The organism is Arthrobacter oryzae (genome assembly GCF_030718995.1).
GTDB classification, from domain to species: domain Bacteria; phylum Actinomycetota; class Actinomycetes; order Actinomycetales; family Micrococcaceae; genus Arthrobacter; species Arthrobacter oryzae_C.
The window spans coordinates 392973-408594 of sequence record NZ_CP132204.1 but is presented as its reverse complement, the minus strand read 5'-3'; the positions used below and the strand labels follow the sequence as shown (position 1 = coordinate 408594).

Below are 15622 nucleotides of genomic sequence, written 5' to 3'. Positions count from 1 at the left end.
CTGAGCCGGGTCCTGGGTCAGGATCCGTTGATCGACCGCTTGTCCAGGAAGGACTGGAGGATGATCGCGTTTCGCTGGTCCGGGAGGATGAGCCACGCTGCCACGTAGAACACTAAGGCCGGACCCGGCAGCAGGCTGAGGAGCAGGAACGCGATCCGGACGAAGGCGACGTCCACGTTCAGCTTGGCGGCGATGCCTCCGCACACGCCTCCCAGCCAACGCTGCGGTCCGCGTTTCAGGCCAAGGCCCCTGACGATGCTGAAGAACTTATCCATGCCTCAAGACTTCCCTGTTGTGGATTCTTTGTCACGTCCGCGGGCTGAGAGAAGCCCGCCAACCACCAGTGCGGCGCCGGCACCGATCATCAGGCCGATGAGAACGTAGGTTCCGTTCAGCACCACAATGCCGAGCTGGCCGATGATGATCAACGCCGCGAGCGCCAGGACGATGAGGCCCCAGACCACGGTGCCCACCCGGGCCGGAGAGGGGCCGCCGTGCCGGGCTCCAGTGGTTCGTGCCTGTTCTGCCGTTGATGCTGTTGCCTCGTTCTTTGCCTGCGGAACGGTGTCCGGAGCAGGTTCATAGCTGCTGCTCATGTCAGTTTCCTTCCTGGATGGTGACGTTGCTCATGGTCCCGTCGATTTCGAGGATGAGCGCGGCACCCGGCTTATCGGTGTTGTAGTTGCTCTGCTGCGAGGTCATGCCCCCGTGGTTCTGCGAGCCGTCGTTGAGGTTGCCCAGCGTCATGTCCGCCCGGATTTCCACGGGGACCGTGTCCGGAATGATGACGGTCAGGTTGCTGGCCGTAACGTCCATGGGAATCACGACGTCGCTGCCCAGCGGCGGCGTGATGTTCAGCCGTGTCAGGTCGGCAGTTCCGCTGCCACCGGTGATGTTGAAGCCCTGGCTCGCCTGTTCGATACTGGCCGGGCTCCAGTTGGCGTCCTGGAACCGGAAGCGGTCACCGTTGGGCACCACGTTGAAGATTCCGCCGATGACGAGGGCAACCACGGCAAAGAAGCCAAGGATCCCGGACGTCCGGCCCCGGAGCCCGGCCACCAGGATGCCCAGGCCCAGGACGGCCGCACCGCTGGCCCACACCACCGCGTTGGTGGCGTCACCGAGGTTGGTCACGTTGAGTGCTTCGAGGGCCTTGATGCCGCCGCCCACCAGCAGGGCAAGGCCGGCCGTGACGGCGACGGCGGGGGCGCCGGGGCCAACGTTGGGCGCCTTCGGGGCGGGAGCGGGCGGACCGCCGTAGCCTCCGACGTACGGGGGAGTGGGGCCGTAACCGCCCGAACCGGGGGCGCCGCCGTCGTACTGCGCGCCTGAGTATGCCCCGCCGGCGTAAGGTCCGCCGGTGAGCACTCCGGGTTCATAAGGCGCGCCGGACGCGGGCGAGGAGATGCCTGCCGATGACGTGCCAGCCGGCGACGTGGCGGCAAAGGCGGTTCCACCGGCAGTGGTGCCGGCTTCGGTGCTGTTGTTCATGACGGGTGCTCCGTTGGTGGCCTTATCGCGTTGTGAGAGGTAGTAGATGAGGTAGACGGCGCCGGCGATCCAGAAGACCGTCCAGAAGAAGCCGCCGAATCCGTTCCGCTCCCAGCCCCAGAAGCCGTTGCCCAGGCTGGGGAAGCCGATCACCGTGGTGATGAGCGCGCCCGTCATGCCGGTGGACCAGCGTCCGGCGCCGGCTTCCTGAACGTGGATGCGGCCGTCGGGCTCCGGCAGCAGTGCCCAGGCGATGCCGTAGAGCAACACTCCGATGCCGGCGAAGATGGAAAGGACAATGAAGACGCCGCGCACGATCAACGGGTCGACGCCCAGCCGGTGTGCGATGCCGCTGGCGACGCCGCCGATCCAGCGGTCCGACCCGCGGTGGACTCCGTGGCTCCGGACCCAGGTGAAGAAGTTCTGGGGCGGGGACTGCGGGTAGGCGTAGCGGCCATCCGTCGGGGCACCGGGGTGGGGATGGGGACCCTGGGCACCGGGCATCTGCGCGTTCGGATAGAGCGGTGGCGGGCCGCCGGGGAAGCTGCCCTCCGGGGAGCCGGTGCCTGGGCCGGTGCCCGGATCGGCGCCTGAGCCTTTACGGGCATCGGAACCCTCCTGGCCAGAGGCGGCGCCGTCGTCGGAAGTGCGGTCAGTTGGCGTGGCGGAACCGGAATCGGAACCGGAACCGGAACGGCCTGACGGCAGCGGATCTTCGTCTGGGTATGCATTGTGCGAGTTCATACTTCGATCCTGCCGTCCGAACCGGCCGCGCTCTATTGGGGAACACCCTGAGCTGCCCCTGAGTGACCCCCGGTTCCCTGTGAAATCAGGGGTGCGGAACCCTGATCCATGCTTGGATTGACACATGACAACGGCCCTCACCCGACCCCCGCTGGTCCGCAGCAGCGACCGCGTCATCGCTGGCGTCTGCGCGGGCGTGGCCGCCCATCTGGGATGGCCGGTGCGGATGGTCCGGATCGGCATGGTGGTGGCCGCGCTCGCCGGCGGAGCAGGACTGGCCTTCTATGCGTGGCTCTGGATCATGGTGCCGACTGCGGACGAGAACGCGAAGCGGAACGCGCGGCGCCCGGCGTCGCCCATAGCTCCTGCCGTCAGTGCCCCGGGGCCTTTGCCGGCACCGGGGCCGCTGGACGTCCCGCCGGACTTCCGGTCCGGGCCGGTCCCCGCAGGAGCTGCCTTCCCCGGCGAAGCTGCCCTACCCGAGCCTTCCGCCCGGGTCCCGCTTCCCGCGGCCACGCCGGGTATTACGGGTGGGCCTGTCGGGGGCACCGCCGCCAACACGCCGTGGTTCCGCGCCCGGACCATGCCGTACGGCAAGGAAATCCTGCTGGGGGCGGGCCTGCTGCTGGCGGGTGCCCTCCTGATCGCACGCATGCTGGGCGTTGACGTTCCGCTGGGGACGCTGATCCCGGCCGCCGCCATCCTTGGCGGGGCGGCCATTGCGTGGATTCAGCTGGACGAAACCCGCCGGGCCGGTCTCCTTGACAAGACCAAGGCCGACCAGGCTGGCGGCTGGGCCAGGCTCGCGGCCGGGCTTGCCCTGGTGGTGGCCGGCGTGCTGGTGATGGTGTCCGGCTCCGGGTCATGGGAGCAGACCTGGCTGGCGCTCCTGGCCTCCGTGGCAGTCCTCGGCGGCGTGGCACTCGTGCTGCTGCCGTGGGGCCTGAAGTTCTGGCGGGACCTTGAAGCGGAGCGCGCGGGCCGAGTCCGGGCCACGGAACGGGCGGAGATCGCCGCCCACCTGCACGACTCCGTGCTGCAGACGCTCGCGCTGATCCAGCGGCGGGCAGGTAACGAGAACGACGTCGTCCGGCTGGCACGCGCGCAGGAACGGGAGTTGCGGGGCTGGCTGTACCGCGACCCCGGCAAGGAAGCGGGCCAGCTCTCGGAGCGCATCAAGGCAGCGGCCGCGGAGGTTGAGGACTCCCTCGGCAACGCCGTGGATGTGGTCAGCGTGGGGGATACCGCCATGACCGCCCGGCATGAGGCCCTGGTGCAGGCCAGCCGGGAGGCCATGGTCAACGCGTCCCGCCACGGTGGCGGTGCCGTGTCGGTGTACCTTGAGGTGGCCGACGGCGATGCGGAAGTTTATGTGAAGGACCGCGGTCCCGGTTTCGACCCGGAGTCCGTTCCGGCCGACCGCATGGGCGTCCGGGAATCGATCGTGGGGCGGATGAAACGCCATGGCGGGACCGCCGTCATCAGCAGCAGCGCGGATGGCACGGAAGTGCGGCTCAGGCTGCCGTCCGACGCCGTAGACAACGGAGAGGGAAAGTCGTGAACAACGTCGAAGCAGGGAGTGCCCGGGCAGGAGGCGCCCCGGGGGTCCGCGTGGTCATCGTGGACGACCACGCCATTTTCCGGTCGGGGCTCAAGGCGGACCTGGACGCCCGCGTCACTGTGGTGGGTGAGGCCGGAACCGTCGAACAGGCCATCGCCGTGATCGCACAGGCCCGGCCGGAAGTGGTGCTGCTGGACGTGCACCTGCCGGGCGGGCTCGGCGGCGGCGGACGCGAGGTGATCGCCGGTTCGGCAGCCCTGCTGGGCGGCACCCGGTTCCTCGCACTGAGCGTCTCGGACGCCGCCGAAGACGTGGTTTCGGTCATCCGCGCCGGCGCCCGGGGATATGTGACCAAAAGCATCTCAGGCACGGAAATCACCGACGCCGTCCTCCGTGTGGCCGGCGGCGACGCCGTCTTTTCGCCGCGGCTGGCCGGGTTCGTGCTGGATGCGTTCGGCACGGCGCCTGCCGATATCGCCGATGACGAACTGGACCGTCTCTCCGCCCGGGAGCTGGAGGTCATGCGGCTGATCGCGCGGGGCTACAGCTATAAGGAAGTGGCCAAGGAACTCTTCATCTCGATCAAGACCGTAGAAACCCATGTCTCCGCCGTGCTGCGCAAACTCCAGCTCTCCAGCCGCCATGAACTGACCAAATGGGCGGCCGAGCGCCGCCTCCTCTAAACCCGCCCCCGGACGCTCTCTCACTTCCTGCCCCTTAAGCGCGGACGCTCTCTCACTTCCTGCCCCTTAAGCGCGGACGCTCTCTCACTTTCCTGAAGAAAGTGAGAGAGCGTCTGTTGGTTTTCCTGCGGAAAGTGAGAGAGGGTGCCTACTTGGCCTTGCCGAGGAAGCCCTGGAGCCGCGCCACGCCGGTGGCGAGGTCGTCGTCGCCCAGAGCGTAGGACAGCCGCAGGTAGCCCGAGGGGCCGAAAGCCTCGCCGGGAACCACCGCAACTTCAACCTCATCGAGGATGAGTGCCGCGAGCTCAGCGGAAGTCTGCGGCCGGACGGTTCCGTTCGCCGTCTCGAATTCCTTGCCCAGCAGGCCGCGGACGTCCGCGTAGACGTAGAAGGCTCCCTTCGGCGTCGGGCATTCCACCCCGTCGATGGCATTCAGGCCGGCGACAATTGCCTTGCGGCGGCGATCGAAGGCCACCTTCATCTCGTCCACCGCGGTGAGCGGCCCGGAGACGGCGGCGAGGGCCGCGACCTGCGGGATGTTGGAGACGTTGGACGTGGCGTGCGACTGCAGGTTGGTGGCCGCCTTGATGACGTCCGCCGGCCCGATCATCCAACCCACCCGCCAGCCGGTCATGGCGTAGGTCTTGGCAACGCCGTTGAGGATGACCACCTTGTCGCCGAGTTCGGGAACCGCCGTGGCAATGGATGTGAAGGGTACGCCGTCGTAGGTGAGGTGTTCGTAGATCTCGTCGGTGACCACCCACAGTCCCTTGGAAGCGGCCCACAAGCCGATCTCCCGGACCTGCTCCGGCGAGTACACGGAACCGGTGGGGTTGGACGGCGAGACGAACAACAGGATCTTGGTGCGCTCAGTCAGGGCCGCTTCCAGCTGCTCCACGGTGACGAGGTAATCCTGCTCCGGTCCGGCGAAGACCTCCACCGGCACACCGCCGGCCAGCCGGATGGCTTCCGGGTAGGTGGTCCAGAACGGCGTGGGAACAATGACCTCGTCGCCCGGATCAACCAGCGTGGCGAAGGTGTTGTACACGGCCTGCTTGCCGCCGTTGGTGACTAGGACCTGCGACGCCTCGGCTTTGTAGCCGGAATCCCGGAGCGTCTTGTCCGCAATGGCCTGCTTGAGCTCCGGCAGCCCGCCGGCCGGGGAGTACCGGTGGTATTTCGGCTGGCTGGCGGCCTCAATGGCTGCCTGGACGATGTAGCCGGGAGTCGGGAAGTCGGGTTCCCCGGCGCCGAAGCCGATGACCGGCCGGCCGGCTGCCTTGAGTGCCTTGGCCTTGGCATCAACGGCCAGGGTGGCGGATTCGGCGATAGCGGAAATGCGTTGGGAAACGCGGGCGGCAGGCATGGCGGCGTCCATTCTTTGCTTGCAGCTCGATGGCTGGATGTGGGATTCGACGAGATCTACTCTATGCTGTTCAGCGGATCGTTCAGCGTGACGGCCAGGAATGTGACTGTGTACCGGTTGGCATGTCCTGGCAGACGCAAAGAAGGGCCGAAATGAGGCTGGTTCGACGTAAGCGCAGTTCTTGCGTAGACTAGTTCTCCGGTGTTGAAAACACGATGATGGCCTGCGCCCCGTGAAGTCTGCGGGAAGTGTGGCGAGATTGGTTTTCGATCCATAGGGTAGTGGCGCAATTGGTAGCGCAGCGGTCTCCAAAACCGCAGGTTGCAGGTTCGAGTCCTGTCTGCCCTGCGCAAGCGGTTCCGGCGGTTAGCCGGAGCCAGCGCAGCAACCATGGTTCAGTTCAGAGCCGGGTATCCGACATTTGCGAGGATGAGTGAGGACCAGGTGACCGAAACGGCTGCAAGCAGCTCCAAGGGCCGCCCCGCCAAGAACGCCGCCAAGTCCGGCTTCTTCGCTCGCATCGCACTCTTCGTCCGCCAGGTCATCGGCGAACTGAAGAAGGTCGTAGCACCCACCCGCAAGGAACTGATCAACTACACGCTCGTGGTGCTGGTGTTCGTGATCATCATGATGCTCATCGTTACCGTCCTGGACCTGGCTTTCGGGACCGGAGTGAGCTGGGTCTTCGGCGGCACAGGCCCCGCGGACCGCTAAGGCGATCCGTCCGCAGACTGCGTGGAATGTTCCCGGTAATCCGGAGACATTCACGGGGTGTGCGGAATTGAGCCATTTAAATAGGCATGTTAGGCAATGAGGAAGCAGGAGACCAAGTGTCTGAGCAGGAGCTCGAGGTAACTGAGACTGAGCTGGATGAAAATCAGGACGCCGCGGTGGTAGCCGGGGAAGAGTCCGAGGTTGAGTCTGCTGCGCCCGATTCCATCGACGATTCCTCTGAAGCCGACGCCGAAGCGGAGGATGAAGATTCCGAAGCCGACGCTGACGCCGATGAAGATCAGGCTGACGCCCTGGCCGCGGCAGCCGCCAAGGCCGAGGTCGATCCGGCTGAGGAATTCAAAGCCAAGCTGCGCCGCCAGGAGGGTGACTGGTACGTCATCCACTCCTACGCAGGTTACGAAAACCGCGTCAAGGCCAACCTTGAAACCCGCATCCAGACCCTGGACATGGAAGATTACATCTTCGAAATCCAGGTGCCGATGGAAGAAGTCGTTGAGATCAAGAACGCTCAGCGCAAGGTCATCAACCGCGTCCGTATTCCCGGCTACGTGCTGGTCCGCATGGACCTGACGGACGCCTCGTGGGGCGCCGTGCGCCACACCCCCGGCGTCACCGGCTTCGTGGGGAACGCCCACAATCCCGTGCCGCTGCGCCTGGATGAGGTCTTCTCCATGCTCGCCCCGGTCTTCGAAGAAGAGCAGGCTGAGAAGGGCAAGCCGGTCAAGCACGCCGCCGCTCCCGTGGACGTCGACTTCGAAGTCGGCGAGTCCGTCATCGTCAAGGAAGGTCCGTTCGAGACCCTCCCCGCCACGATCTCCGAGATCAAGGTCGATTCCCAGACCCTTGTGGTGCTGGTCTCCATCTTCGAACGCGAGACCCCGGTCACCCTGGCATTCAACCAGGTCACCAAGATCTAGCAACACCCCACAGAATTCGCTCCGGGGCTGCCCGCTTAGCAGCCACGAAGCGGCCGGCCGCCTCGCCATGGCGGCCACCAACCTGAGGCACGCTCCTGTGTCCCAGGACGTAATTGAGAGAAGGACCTACATTGGCTCCCAAGAAGAAGGTCACCGGCCTCATCAAGCTGCAGATCCAGGCAGGTGCCGCTAACCCGGCCCCGCCGATCGGTCCTGCACTTGGCCAGCACGGTGTCAACATCATGGAATTCTGCAAGGCGTACAACGCTGCGACGGAAGCCCAGCGCGGCAACGTTATTCCTGTTGAAATCACGGTCTACGAAGACCGCTCGTTCACGTTCATCACCAAGACCCCGCCGGCTGCAGAGCTCATCAAAAAGGCTGCAGGCGTCGCCAAGGGCTCGGCTACCCCGCACACCGTCAAGGTTGCCAAGCTGACCCAGGCCCAGGTCAACGAGATCGCCTCCACCAAGATGGAAGACCTCAACGCCACGAGCCTCGAAGGCGCAGCGAAGATCATCGCCGGCACCGCCCGCTCCATGGGTATCACCGTCGAAGGCTAATAGCCTCCGCCGCTGACACGCCGGGTTCGGGATAACCGATCACGACGTCGACCAGCACCGCCGGGCAACCGGCACCACCAAAACATTGAAATGTTGGACATCCGGTCCGGATAAACCGGCAGGAACATCCAACTGTGGCAGGGCCCAGCGCGGTCCGCAGACCACAACTGCACAAGGAGAATAAGCAGCATGGCAAAGCGCAGCAAAGCATATGAGGCAGCCGCCGCCAAGATCGACGCGGAGAAGTTCTACGCGCCGTTCGAGGCAGTGACGCTGGCCAAGGACACCAACCCGTCCAAGTTCGACGCCACCGTTGAGGTTGCTTTCCGCCTGGGTGTAGACCCGCGTAAGGCTGACCAGATGGTCCGCGGCACCGTCAACCTGCCGCACGGCACCGGTAAGGTCGCCCGCGTCCTCGTTTTCGCAACGGGCGACAAGGCTGAGGCAGCAATCGCAGCCGGCGCCGACTTCGTTGGTTCCGACGACCTGATCGAAAAGATCGCAGCCGGCTGGACCGACTTCGACGCCGCCGTCGCCACCCCTGACCTCATGGGCAAGGTTGGCCGCCTCGGTAAGGTACTGGGTCCGCGTAACCTGATGCCGAACCCGAAGACCGGTACGGTTACCCCGGATGTCACCAAGGCTGTCAACGACATCAAGGGCGGCAAGATCGACTTCCGCGTCGACAAGCACTCGAACCTGCACTTCATCATCGGCAAGGTTTCGTTCGACGCCATCAAGCTGGCCGAGAATTACGCCGCAGCACTGGAAGAGGTCCTTCGCCTCAAGCCGTCCGCTTCCAAGGGCCGCTACATCCAGAAGGCTACCGTGGCCACCACGTTCGGCCCGGGCATCTCGGTTGACCCCAACGTCACCAAGGTCCTGACCGAGGTCTAATCCTCATCAGTTCCGCTTGAAAGACCGTCCCGCAGCCGCGGGGCGGTCTTTCTGCTTGTGCGGATCGTTGTTGCCGGGGTTTTGCGTGTGCGGCCAACTCCCCGACGGTTAGGCTGTCCCCGTGAATGCAGCGCCGTACGTCATTGAACCACTTGTCCTGCCTGCGACGGCCGACTCGCCGGACGCGCGTGAATTCCGGGAGTTCGGTGAGCTCAGCGACGCCCTGGTGCTGGAAACCTGGGGAAACGCGGACCGGTTGTTGCCGCTGGAGGCCCGCCTTCAATATTGGCGCGACAACCCCTACGCCCAGGTGAGGCTCTTCTTCGTGCGGGTGGACGGCCGCATGGCGGGTAGGTCCTGGATGCGCTTTGGGATCCTGGAGAACGTCCGGACCGCACTCCTCCATGTGATTGTCCTGAGGAACTTCCGCGGACGTGGCATTGGCCGGGCGCTGCTGGCTCACGCTGAGCAGGTGGCGGCGTCTCGCGGCTGTACCACCCTGCAGACCTTCACGGAGCACCCGGCCGACTTCGACGCCGAAGGACCAGGATTGCTCAGGCCCGCAACGGGAACCGGGGGTGTGCCGGCGGAAGCCGACGGCGTCCGTTTCGCGCTCCGTGCAAACTACAGGCTGGAACAGGTGGAACGCTTCAGTGCGCTGCCGTTGCCACCGTCCGCAGACACGCTCGATGCCCTCGAAGCGGAAGCTCTGCAGAAGGCAGGGGAGCGGTATGAACTACTGCACTGGAGGGACCGTTGCCCGGAGGACTTGGCCGAACAACTGGCTGTCCTGATGTCACGCATGAGCACGGATACACCTGTCGGCGCCCTCAGCTACGACGCAGAATCGTGGGACGTGGCCCGGGTGCGGCACGTGGAAAAGAGGTGGAAGCAGGCCGGCCTCGACTCCCTGGTGGCGTGTGCCAGGCACCGGGGAACAGGGGAGCTGGCAGCGTACTCCGTCCTTCAAGTCGCTGAAGGGAAACCCTGGCTGGCGAACCAGGACGATACCCTGGTGGCCAGCCACCACCGCGGACACCGTCTCGGCATGCTGGTCAAGCTCCTCAACATCCGCCGGCTCCTGGCCGGCTACCCCGACGTGGAGCGCATCGTCACGTTCAACGCCGTGGAAAACGATCACATGCTGTCCATCAACGTGGCGCTGGGGTTCAAGCCCGCGGGATACGACGGCGAGTGGCAGAAGACGCTATGAGCGGCCTGTCGATCACCGCCGTCGCCCGTCCCCAATCCGGTGACGAGGGCACGGCACGTGCCGCAGACCTGCGGGCCTGTCGTGCCCTTCGCGACGGACTCCACATGGCGAAGTGGGGAAACCTGGACCGGGCCTCCACCCTTCGGGAAGACCAGGAGTACTGGCGCGGCACCGAGTACGAGGAACGCCTGCAGTTCCTCGCGACCTGCGACGGGGTTCCGGCGGGCACCTGCTCGGTGCTGCTGCCGCTGCAGGAGAACACCGCCGCGGCGTGGATCGATGTGCTGGTGGCCGCGCCCTACCGGCGGCAGGGCATTGGCCGGCGGTTGCTGGAGGTTGCCGAGGATGCGGCCCGGTCGCGCGGACGCAGAGTTTTTGAAGGCTACTGCGAGGAGCCGGTCGCGGGGCAAGGGAAAGCCGGGCTGCAAGCCGGCCAGGAAGAACTGCCGGCGAAATCCGGCAGCGGCGGAGTGCCGCTGAACCTTGCCTCGACCCGCTTCGCCCTGGCCTCCGGTTATGAACTGGAGCAGGTGGAACGGTCCAGCAGGTTACGGCTGCCTGTGGAACCGGACCTGCTGGATGCGCTGGAGGCCGAGGCCCTGGCGCACGCCGGCGGCTACCGGGTGGTGGGCTGGCGGGGCCGCTGCCCGGAGAGCCTGGTGGATGACTATGCGGTGCTCAGGGGGAGAATGACCGCCGACGTACCGACCGCAGGCCTGGAGGCGGAGGAAGAGGAATGGGACGCGGCGAGGGTCCGTGCCGAGGAACAGGGCTGGCAGCGCAGCGGGGTGGAGGCGCTGGTGGCAGCGGTGCAGCATGCCGGAACGGGGGACATGGCAGCCTTTACGGTGCTCAGCTGTCGTCCCGAGCGCCCGCAGGTGCTGATCCAGGAAGACACGCTGGTGGCGGGACCGCACCGCGGCCGCCGGCTGGGCATGCTGGCAAAGATCGCAAATATCCGGCGCGCCGGGGAGGAATGCCCCGCGGCGGAGTCGGTCATTACGTGGAATGCCAGCGAAAACCGGCATATGCTGGCGATAAATATTTCGCTTGGATTCAAACCCTCCGGTTTTGAAGGTGAGTGGCAGAAACGACTGGAATGATGCCCTCTATGGCAGCAGACGTAAGGATCGAACAACTCTGGATTCCCGATTCCCTCGACGGCCCGGACAGCGCCGACTTCCGTGCCGCCGTCGAAGTGAGCCGGAAGGTGCGGATGCAAACGTGGGGAACGGACGACCTCGCCTACACGCCCCTGGAAAAGTTCCTGGAACTTGCCGATCCCTACGAACGCCAGGTGATTCTGGTGGCCAGGGTCGACGGCGACATCGTGGGGACCGCGGACATCGCCCTGCCGCTGGCAGACGACCTGGACCTGGCGGAGTTCACGCTGGACATCCTTCCGGAGTTCCAGCACCAGGGCGTGGGGCGCCAGCTGCTGGAAGCGGCGGAACAGTTCGCCCGGGGCGAGGGCCGGACCATGATCCTGATCGACACCAACCATCCGGGCGTCTCACTGAACAGCGAGGTCGACGAGCAACTGGTTCCCGGCTCGGGCCTGGGCTTTGTCCCGATGGGAAGCCGCGAAGTGGAGTTCGCCCGCAAGACCGGCTACACCCTCCAGCACATCGAGCAGTTCAGCTCGTGCCTGCTGCCGCTGGACACAAAACTGGTGGCGGAGCTGGCTGACGAAGCCGAACAGGCCAATGCGGGACGCTACCGCCTGCATCACTGGACGGACAGATGCCCGGACCGGTGGCTCGACGCCGTCGCCATGCTGGAAAACCAGGCCGGCGAGGACACCGAACCGTCCTCACGGACGGAAGAAGAAATGGTGTTCGACGGCGCCATGATCAGGAAAGCTGAAGAGGCCACCATCGCGCAGGGCCGGCGAACGGTGGTCACCGCCGTCGAGCACATCGCCAGTGGGATGCTGGTGGGGCTGACCACCATCAGCGTGCTCTCGCAACGGCAGGACGTGGTGTTCCAGGACGACACCGTGGTGATGCAGGAGCACCGGGGCAACAAACTGGGACTGCTGATAAAGGTGGCCAACATGGAACGCCTTTCCGAGCAGTTCCCCGACGCCCGGGTCATCTACACCTGGAACGCACCGGAAAACAGGTACCTGCTCAAGGTGAACCAGCAGCTCGGGTTCACCACGGCGGGTGTCACGGGCATCTGGCAGAAGGACCTTCCGGACTTCGGTCCGAGCAGCAGCGAATAGGGGCCGATTTGGAGTACTGGCGGCGTTGCCCGTAAGCTTGAAATACCAAAGACCGTCGGTTGTTGGGAATCCACTCTCCTGGGCATCGCTCAATTCTGTAGTTGTGTGCGGGAGGACCAGTGGGTTTCCGGACGAAGGACCCTGAACATAGGGCGGCCAGCGCAGGTGAACGAAGTAAAGCTCCACAGTCATGGACCGTGTTGAGCCAAGCCCCGTGCATCTGCCCGGGGCGTTTTTAGTTTTAGCTCACCTGAGCGGGGACCCGGAACACCGGCACTATCCCCGGAAGGAGGGTTATGGCAACGCCAAACAAGGTTTCAGCAGTAGCTGAGATCACTACCGATTTCAAGGAATCGAACGCCGCTGTCCTGACCGAATACCGTGGGCTCACCGTTGCACAGCTCAAGCAGCTGCGTGTTTCTCTCGGCCAGGACACCAAGTTCGCGGTCGTCAAGAACACCCTGACCGCCATTGCAGCCAAGGAAGCTGGTGTCGAAGCATTCGACGGTCAGCTTGCCGGCCCCACTGCAATCGCGTTCATCAAGGGTGACGCAGTTGCAGCTGCCAAGAGCCTGACGGATTTTGCCAAGACCAACAAGCAGCTGGTTATCAAGACCGGTTACTTCGAGGGCAAGGCACTGAACGCCAGCGAAGTTGCTGCCCTGGCAGCACTCGAGTCCCGCGAGCTGCAGCTCGCCAAGGTTGCAGGTGTCCTCAAGGCTCCTGCTGCCGCTGCTGCACGCATCATCGACGCCCTGCGCCTCAAGCTTGAAGAAGAGAACGGTGCACCGGCAGCTGCCGAAGCGCCCGCCGCTGAAGAAGCCCCGGCCGCAGAAGCAGCAGAGACCGAAGCTCCGGCCGAAGCCGCAGCCACCGAAGAGAACTAACTCTCTTTCAAACCAGACTCCGGTGTGAAGGCAATGGCCCAGGCCGCCAAGCACCACCTATAGGAAGGACGCCACACCATGGCGAAGCTCACCAACGAAGAGCTCATTGAAGCTTTCAAGGAACTGACCATCATCGAGCTCTCCGAGTTCGTCAAGCTCTTCGAAGAGACCTTCGAAGTAACCGCTGCTGCCGTTGCCGTTGCCGGCCCGGCTGCCGCTGCTGAAGAAGCCGAAGAGAAGACCGACTTCGACGTCGTTCTCGAGGCTGCTGGCGACAAGAAGATCGCAGTGATCAAGGAAGTCCGCGCCATCACTTCCCTGGGCCTGAAGGAAGCCAAGGACCTGGTTGACAGCGCTCCGAAGGCTGTCCTCGAAGGTGCAACCAAGGAAGCTGCCGAGAAGGCCAAGGAGCAGCTCGAGGCTGCGGGCGCCACCGTTACCCTCAAGTAACACTTTCGAGCTCCGGAAAGCGCCCAGCTTTCCATCCTGCTCCGGGAAACCCCGTCCACTCCGGTGGGCGGGGTTTCCTGCGTTAACCCCAAGTAGGTAGCAGCTAGTGTCGTTATGAGCCCTCATAACGACACTAGCTGCTACCTACTTGGGTTGGCGTCGCTGATGTCCGCGACCACGGCGTCCAACGCCGTGGTCAGGGCATCGGCATCCACAAAGGCGCTGTAACCGTGCTGCCCGGCCCCCATGGAGATCCGGCGCCCGCTGATCGCCACGTCCGCATAGACCGGCCACGGCGTGGTGCTGCCCAGCGGGGTGATGGTGCCGCGCGCGTAGCCAGTGGCCTCCAGTGCGACGTCCGCAGGCGGCAACGAGAGCTTGTTGACCCCCAGCAGGCTGCGGAGTTTCGGCCAGGAGATCTGCCGGTCGCCGGGCACAAGGGCGAACAGGAAACTGCCGTCCTTGTGCTTGACCACCAGGGACTTCACTATGTCCGACGGCTGGATGCCCAGGATCTGCGCAGCCTCCTCGAGGCTTTTCGCAGCGACGCGCTCCACAATTTCGACGTCGAGCCCGCGCGCGGCGGCGTCGGCCAGGAAGCGCCCCCTGCCGTCGTTGCCCGCCGGGCCGTTGCCCGCCGAGTCTGCGTTGCCGGCCACAGCAGTCAGTCCCGGTACAGCAGGAGGGCTTCGCCCTGCCCGCCGCCGCCGCAGAGGGAAACCGCAGCCTTTCCGGTGCCCCGGCGCTTGAGCTCGTGGGCGGCATGCCCGGCCAGCCGCGCACCGGATGCTCCGATCGGGTGCCCCAGGGCGATGGCGCCGCCGTGGATGTTGCACTTCTCCAGCGGGTACTTGAGGTCCTTGAGCGATTGGACCGCAACCGAACCGAATGCCTCGTTGATTTCGATGAAGTCCAGGTCCCCGGTGGTCCAGCCCGCACGGTCCAGCGCGTTCTTGATGGCGTTGGACGGCTGGGAGTGCAGCGAATTGTCAGGGCCGGCAACCTGCCCCGGCTTGCCCACCACTGCGAGGTAGTCCAGGCCATTGTCCTCAGCGAACTTCCGGGTTGTCAGCACCAGGGCGGAGGCGCCGTCGGACAGGGGAGAGGAGTTGCCCGCCGTGATGGTGCCGTCGCTGACGAAGGCGGCCCGCAGGCCGGCCAGCGATTCGACTGAGGTGTTCGGCCGCACACCTTCATCGGTGGAGACCACCACCGGATCGCCCTTGCGCTGCTTGATGCTGATCGGGGCGATCTCGTCGTCGAAAACTCCGTTCTTGGCGGCAAGGGCGGCACGCTGGTGCGACTGGGCCGCCACGTTGTCCTGCGAGGTCCGGTCGATGCCCAGGACCAGGTTCTTGCTTTCCGTGGAAAGGCCCATGGACTGCCCGTCGAAGGCATCGGTGAGGCCGTCATGGGCGGCCACGTCCAGTGCCTGGACAGTTCCGTAGGTCCAGCCCTGGCGGGAACCCGGCAGGATGTGCGGCGCCCGGGACATGGATTCCTGACCACCGGCGACGACGACGGCGGCATCACCGCTGCGGATCATGCGGGCGGCGTCGATCACGGCTGTGAGGCCGGAAAGGCACACTTTGTTGATAGTGACAGTGGGGACGTTCCAGCCGATGCCGGCGCCGATGGCGCTCTGCCGGGCCGGGTTCTGGCCCGCGCCTGCCTGCAGCACCTGGCCCATGATGACCGCATCCACCTTGTCCGAGGCGACGCCGCTCGCAGCGAGGGCCGCCTTGATGGCATGCGCCCCGAGTTCCACTGCCGTGAAGCCGGCCAACTGGCCGTTGAGGCGGCCCTGCGGCGTGCGCGCCGCAGCAAGGATGACAACATCGTTGTTGTCTGGGGAGTTGCTCATGGTTATCTCTTCCGATCTGTGACG

Annotated in this window: 17 protein-coding genes and 1 tRNA gene; 12 read left to right on the top strand and 6 right to left on the bottom strand. The window is 65.2% G+C overall.

From position 1 onward, the window contains the following. Nucleotides 1–17 precede the first annotated feature (17 nt). From Q8Z05_RS01890 to Q8Z05_RS01880, 3 genes are read right to left on the bottom strand one after another with little or no spacing between them, the layout of a single operon-like run. Nucleotides 18–275 carry a PspC domain-containing protein gene (locus Q8Z05_RS01890; protein ID WP_305941823.1) on the bottom strand — a complete coding sequence of 86 codons (258 nt, stop codon included), beginning with the start codon at nucleotides 273–275 and terminating at the stop codon, nucleotides 18–20. Between the two features lie 3 nt (nucleotides 276–278). Then, nucleotides 279–596 carry a hypothetical protein gene (locus Q8Z05_RS01885; protein WP_305941822.1) on the bottom strand — a complete coding sequence of 106 codons (318 nt, stop codon included), beginning with the start codon at nucleotides 594–596 and terminating at the stop codon, nucleotides 279–281. A 1-nt stretch (nucleotide 597) separates the two neighbouring features. Next, entirely contained in the window at nucleotides 598–2235 is a 1638-nt protein-coding gene (locus Q8Z05_RS01880) for a PspC domain-containing protein (RefSeq protein ID WP_305941821.1), read from the bottom strand. 124 nt (nucleotides 2236–2359) lie between these two features. On the opposite strand from Q8Z05_RS01880, the gene Q8Z05_RS01875 reads away from it, so the two are divergent. Together Q8Z05_RS01875 and Q8Z05_RS01870 are read left to right on the top strand one after the other, a co-directional pair. Further along, entirely contained in the window at nucleotides 2360–3796 is a 1437-nt protein-coding gene (locus Q8Z05_RS01875) for an ATP-binding protein (protein WP_305941820.1), read from the top strand. Continuing rightward, a complete protein-coding gene (locus Q8Z05_RS01870; RefSeq protein ID WP_305941819.1) occupies nucleotides 3793–4479 on the top strand; it encodes a LuxR C-terminal-related transcriptional regulator in 687 nt (228 codons plus the stop codon). The genes Q8Z05_RS01875 and Q8Z05_RS01870 overlap by 4 nt, the downstream gene beginning before the upstream one ends. 148 nt (nucleotides 4480–4627) lie before the next feature. Here the strand turns inward: Q8Z05_RS01870 and Q8Z05_RS01865 are convergent, their stop codons facing one another. Then, the gene (locus Q8Z05_RS01865) at nucleotides 4628–5845 is read right to left on the bottom strand and encodes a pyridoxal phosphate-dependent aminotransferase (RefSeq protein ID WP_305941818.1); all 1218 of its coding nucleotides are present in this window, start codon (nucleotides 5843–5845) and stop codon (nucleotides 4628–4630) included. Nucleotides 5846–6120: 275 nt separating this feature from the next. Here Q8Z05_RS01865 and Q8Z05_RS01860 point away from each other — a divergent pair. The 10 genes from Q8Z05_RS01860 (at nucleotide 6121) to rplL (ending at nucleotide 13734) form a co-directional block, all read left to right on the top strand. Then, a tRNA-Trp gene (locus Q8Z05_RS01860) sits at nucleotides 6121–6193 on the top strand. Nucleotides 6194–6274: 81 nt separating this feature from the next. Next, the gene (gene secE / locus Q8Z05_RS01855; protein ID WP_305941817.1) at nucleotides 6275–6559 is read left to right on the top strand and encodes a preprotein translocase subunit SecE; all 285 of its coding nucleotides are present in this window, start codon (nucleotides 6275–6277) and stop codon (nucleotides 6557–6559) included. Between the two features lie 116 nt (nucleotides 6560–6675). Next, nucleotides 6676–7497, top strand: coding sequence for a transcription termination/antitermination protein NusG (gene nusG / locus Q8Z05_RS01850; protein ID WP_305941816.1), 822 nt, complete (start codon nucleotides 6676–6678; stop codon nucleotides 7495–7497). A gap of 131 nt (nucleotides 7498–7628) precedes the next feature. Then, nucleotides 7629–8060: a 50S ribosomal protein L11 gene (gene rplK, locus Q8Z05_RS01845; RefSeq protein ID WP_003803853.1), complete on the top strand. Its 432-nt coding sequence runs from the start codon at nucleotides 7629–7631 to the stop codon at nucleotides 8058–8060. Between the two features lie 189 nt (nucleotides 8061–8249). Further along, nucleotides 8250–8957 (top strand): 50S ribosomal protein L1, encoded by a 708-nt coding sequence (rplA, locus tag Q8Z05_RS01840; protein WP_011692825.1) that lies wholly within the window; start codon nucleotides 8250–8252, stop codon nucleotides 8955–8957. A 121-nt stretch (nucleotides 8958–9078) separates the two neighbouring features. Next, nucleotides 9079–10170 (top strand): GNAT family N-acetyltransferase, encoded by a 1092-nt coding sequence (locus tag Q8Z05_RS01835; protein WP_305941815.1) that lies wholly within the window; start codon nucleotides 9079–9081, stop codon nucleotides 10168–10170. Next, nucleotides 10152–11273: a GNAT family N-acetyltransferase gene (locus tag Q8Z05_RS01830; protein WP_305941814.1), complete on the top strand. Its 1122-nt coding sequence runs from the start codon at nucleotides 10152–10154 to the stop codon at nucleotides 11271–11273. The genes Q8Z05_RS01835 and Q8Z05_RS01830 overlap by 19 nt, the downstream gene beginning before the upstream one ends. A gap of 8 nt (nucleotides 11274–11281) precedes the next feature. After that, the gene (locus tag Q8Z05_RS01825; RefSeq protein ID WP_305941813.1) at nucleotides 11282–12397 is read left to right on the top strand and encodes a GNAT family N-acetyltransferase; all 1116 of its coding nucleotides are present in this window, start codon (nucleotides 11282–11284) and stop codon (nucleotides 12395–12397) included. 296 nt (nucleotides 12398–12693) lie between these two features. Further along, nucleotides 12694–13284: a 50S ribosomal protein L10 gene (gene rplJ / locus Q8Z05_RS01820; RefSeq protein WP_305941812.1), complete on the top strand. Its 591-nt coding sequence runs from the start codon at nucleotides 12694–12696 to the stop codon at nucleotides 13282–13284. 78 nt (nucleotides 13285–13362) lie between these two features. Next, nucleotides 13363–13734, top strand: coding sequence for a 50S ribosomal protein L7/L12 (rplL, locus tag Q8Z05_RS01815; protein WP_011692821.1), 372 nt, complete (start codon nucleotides 13363–13365; stop codon nucleotides 13732–13734). Nucleotides 13735–13874: 140 nt separating this feature from the next. Here rplL and Q8Z05_RS01810 read toward each other — a convergent pair whose 3' ends face one another. Together Q8Z05_RS01810 and Q8Z05_RS01805 are read right to left on the bottom strand one after the other, a co-directional pair. Further along, the gene (locus tag Q8Z05_RS01810) at nucleotides 13875–14393 is read right to left on the bottom strand and encodes an aminoacyl-tRNA deacylase (RefSeq protein ID WP_305941811.1); all 519 of its coding nucleotides are present in this window, start codon (nucleotides 14391–14393) and stop codon (nucleotides 13875–13877) included. Nucleotides 14394–14398: 5 nt separating this feature from the next. Continuing rightward, nucleotides 14399–15598 carry an acetyl-CoA C-acetyltransferase gene (locus Q8Z05_RS01805; protein WP_305941810.1) on the bottom strand — a complete coding sequence of 400 codons (1200 nt, stop codon included), beginning with the start codon at nucleotides 15596–15598 and terminating at the stop codon, nucleotides 14399–14401. Nucleotides 15599–15622 lie beyond the last annotated feature (24 nt).

Excerpts from the sequence above, each read along its gene's own strand:
- rplJ (WP_305941812.1), top strand. The coding sequence starts at position 12,694 with ATGGCAACGCCAAACAAGGTTTCAGCAGTAGCTGAGATCACTACCGAT.
- secE (WP_305941817.1), top strand. The coding sequence starts at position 6,275 with ATGAGTGAGGACCAGGTGACCGAAACGGCTGCAAGCAGCTCCAAGGGC.
- Q8Z05_RS01890 (WP_305941823.1), bottom strand. The coding sequence starts at position 275 with ATGGATAAGTTCTTCAGCATCGTCAGGGGCCTTGGCCTGAAACGCGGA.
- Q8Z05_RS01865 (WP_305941818.1), bottom strand. The coding sequence starts at position 5,845 with ATGCCTGCCGCCCGCGTTTCCCAACGCATTTCCGCTATCGCCGAATCC.
- Q8Z05_RS01825 (WP_305941813.1), top strand. The coding sequence starts at position 11,282 with ATGGCAGCAGACGTAAGGATCGAACAACTCTGGATTCCCGATTCCCTC.
- rplL (WP_011692821.1), top strand. The coding sequence starts at position 13,363 with ATGGCGAAGCTCACCAACGAAGAGCTCATTGAAGCTTTCAAGGAACTG.
- Q8Z05_RS01880 (WP_305941821.1), bottom strand. The coding sequence starts at position 2,235 with ATGAACTCGCACAATGCATACCCAGACGAAGATCCGCTGCCGTCAGGC.
- Q8Z05_RS01885 (WP_305941822.1), bottom strand. The coding sequence starts at position 596 with ATGAGCAGCAGCTATGAACCTGCTCCGGACACCGTTCCGCAGGCAAAG.
- Q8Z05_RS01875 (WP_305941820.1), top strand. The coding sequence starts at position 2,360 with ATGACAACGGCCCTCACCCGACCCCCGCTGGTCCGCAGCAGCGACCGC.
- rplA (WP_011692825.1), top strand. The coding sequence starts at position 8,250 with ATGGCAAAGCGCAGCAAAGCATATGAGGCAGCCGCCGCCAAGATCGAC.
- Q8Z05_RS01805 (WP_305941810.1), bottom strand. The coding sequence starts at position 15,598 with ATGAGCAACTCCCCAGACAACAACGATGTTGTCATCCTTGCTGCGGCG.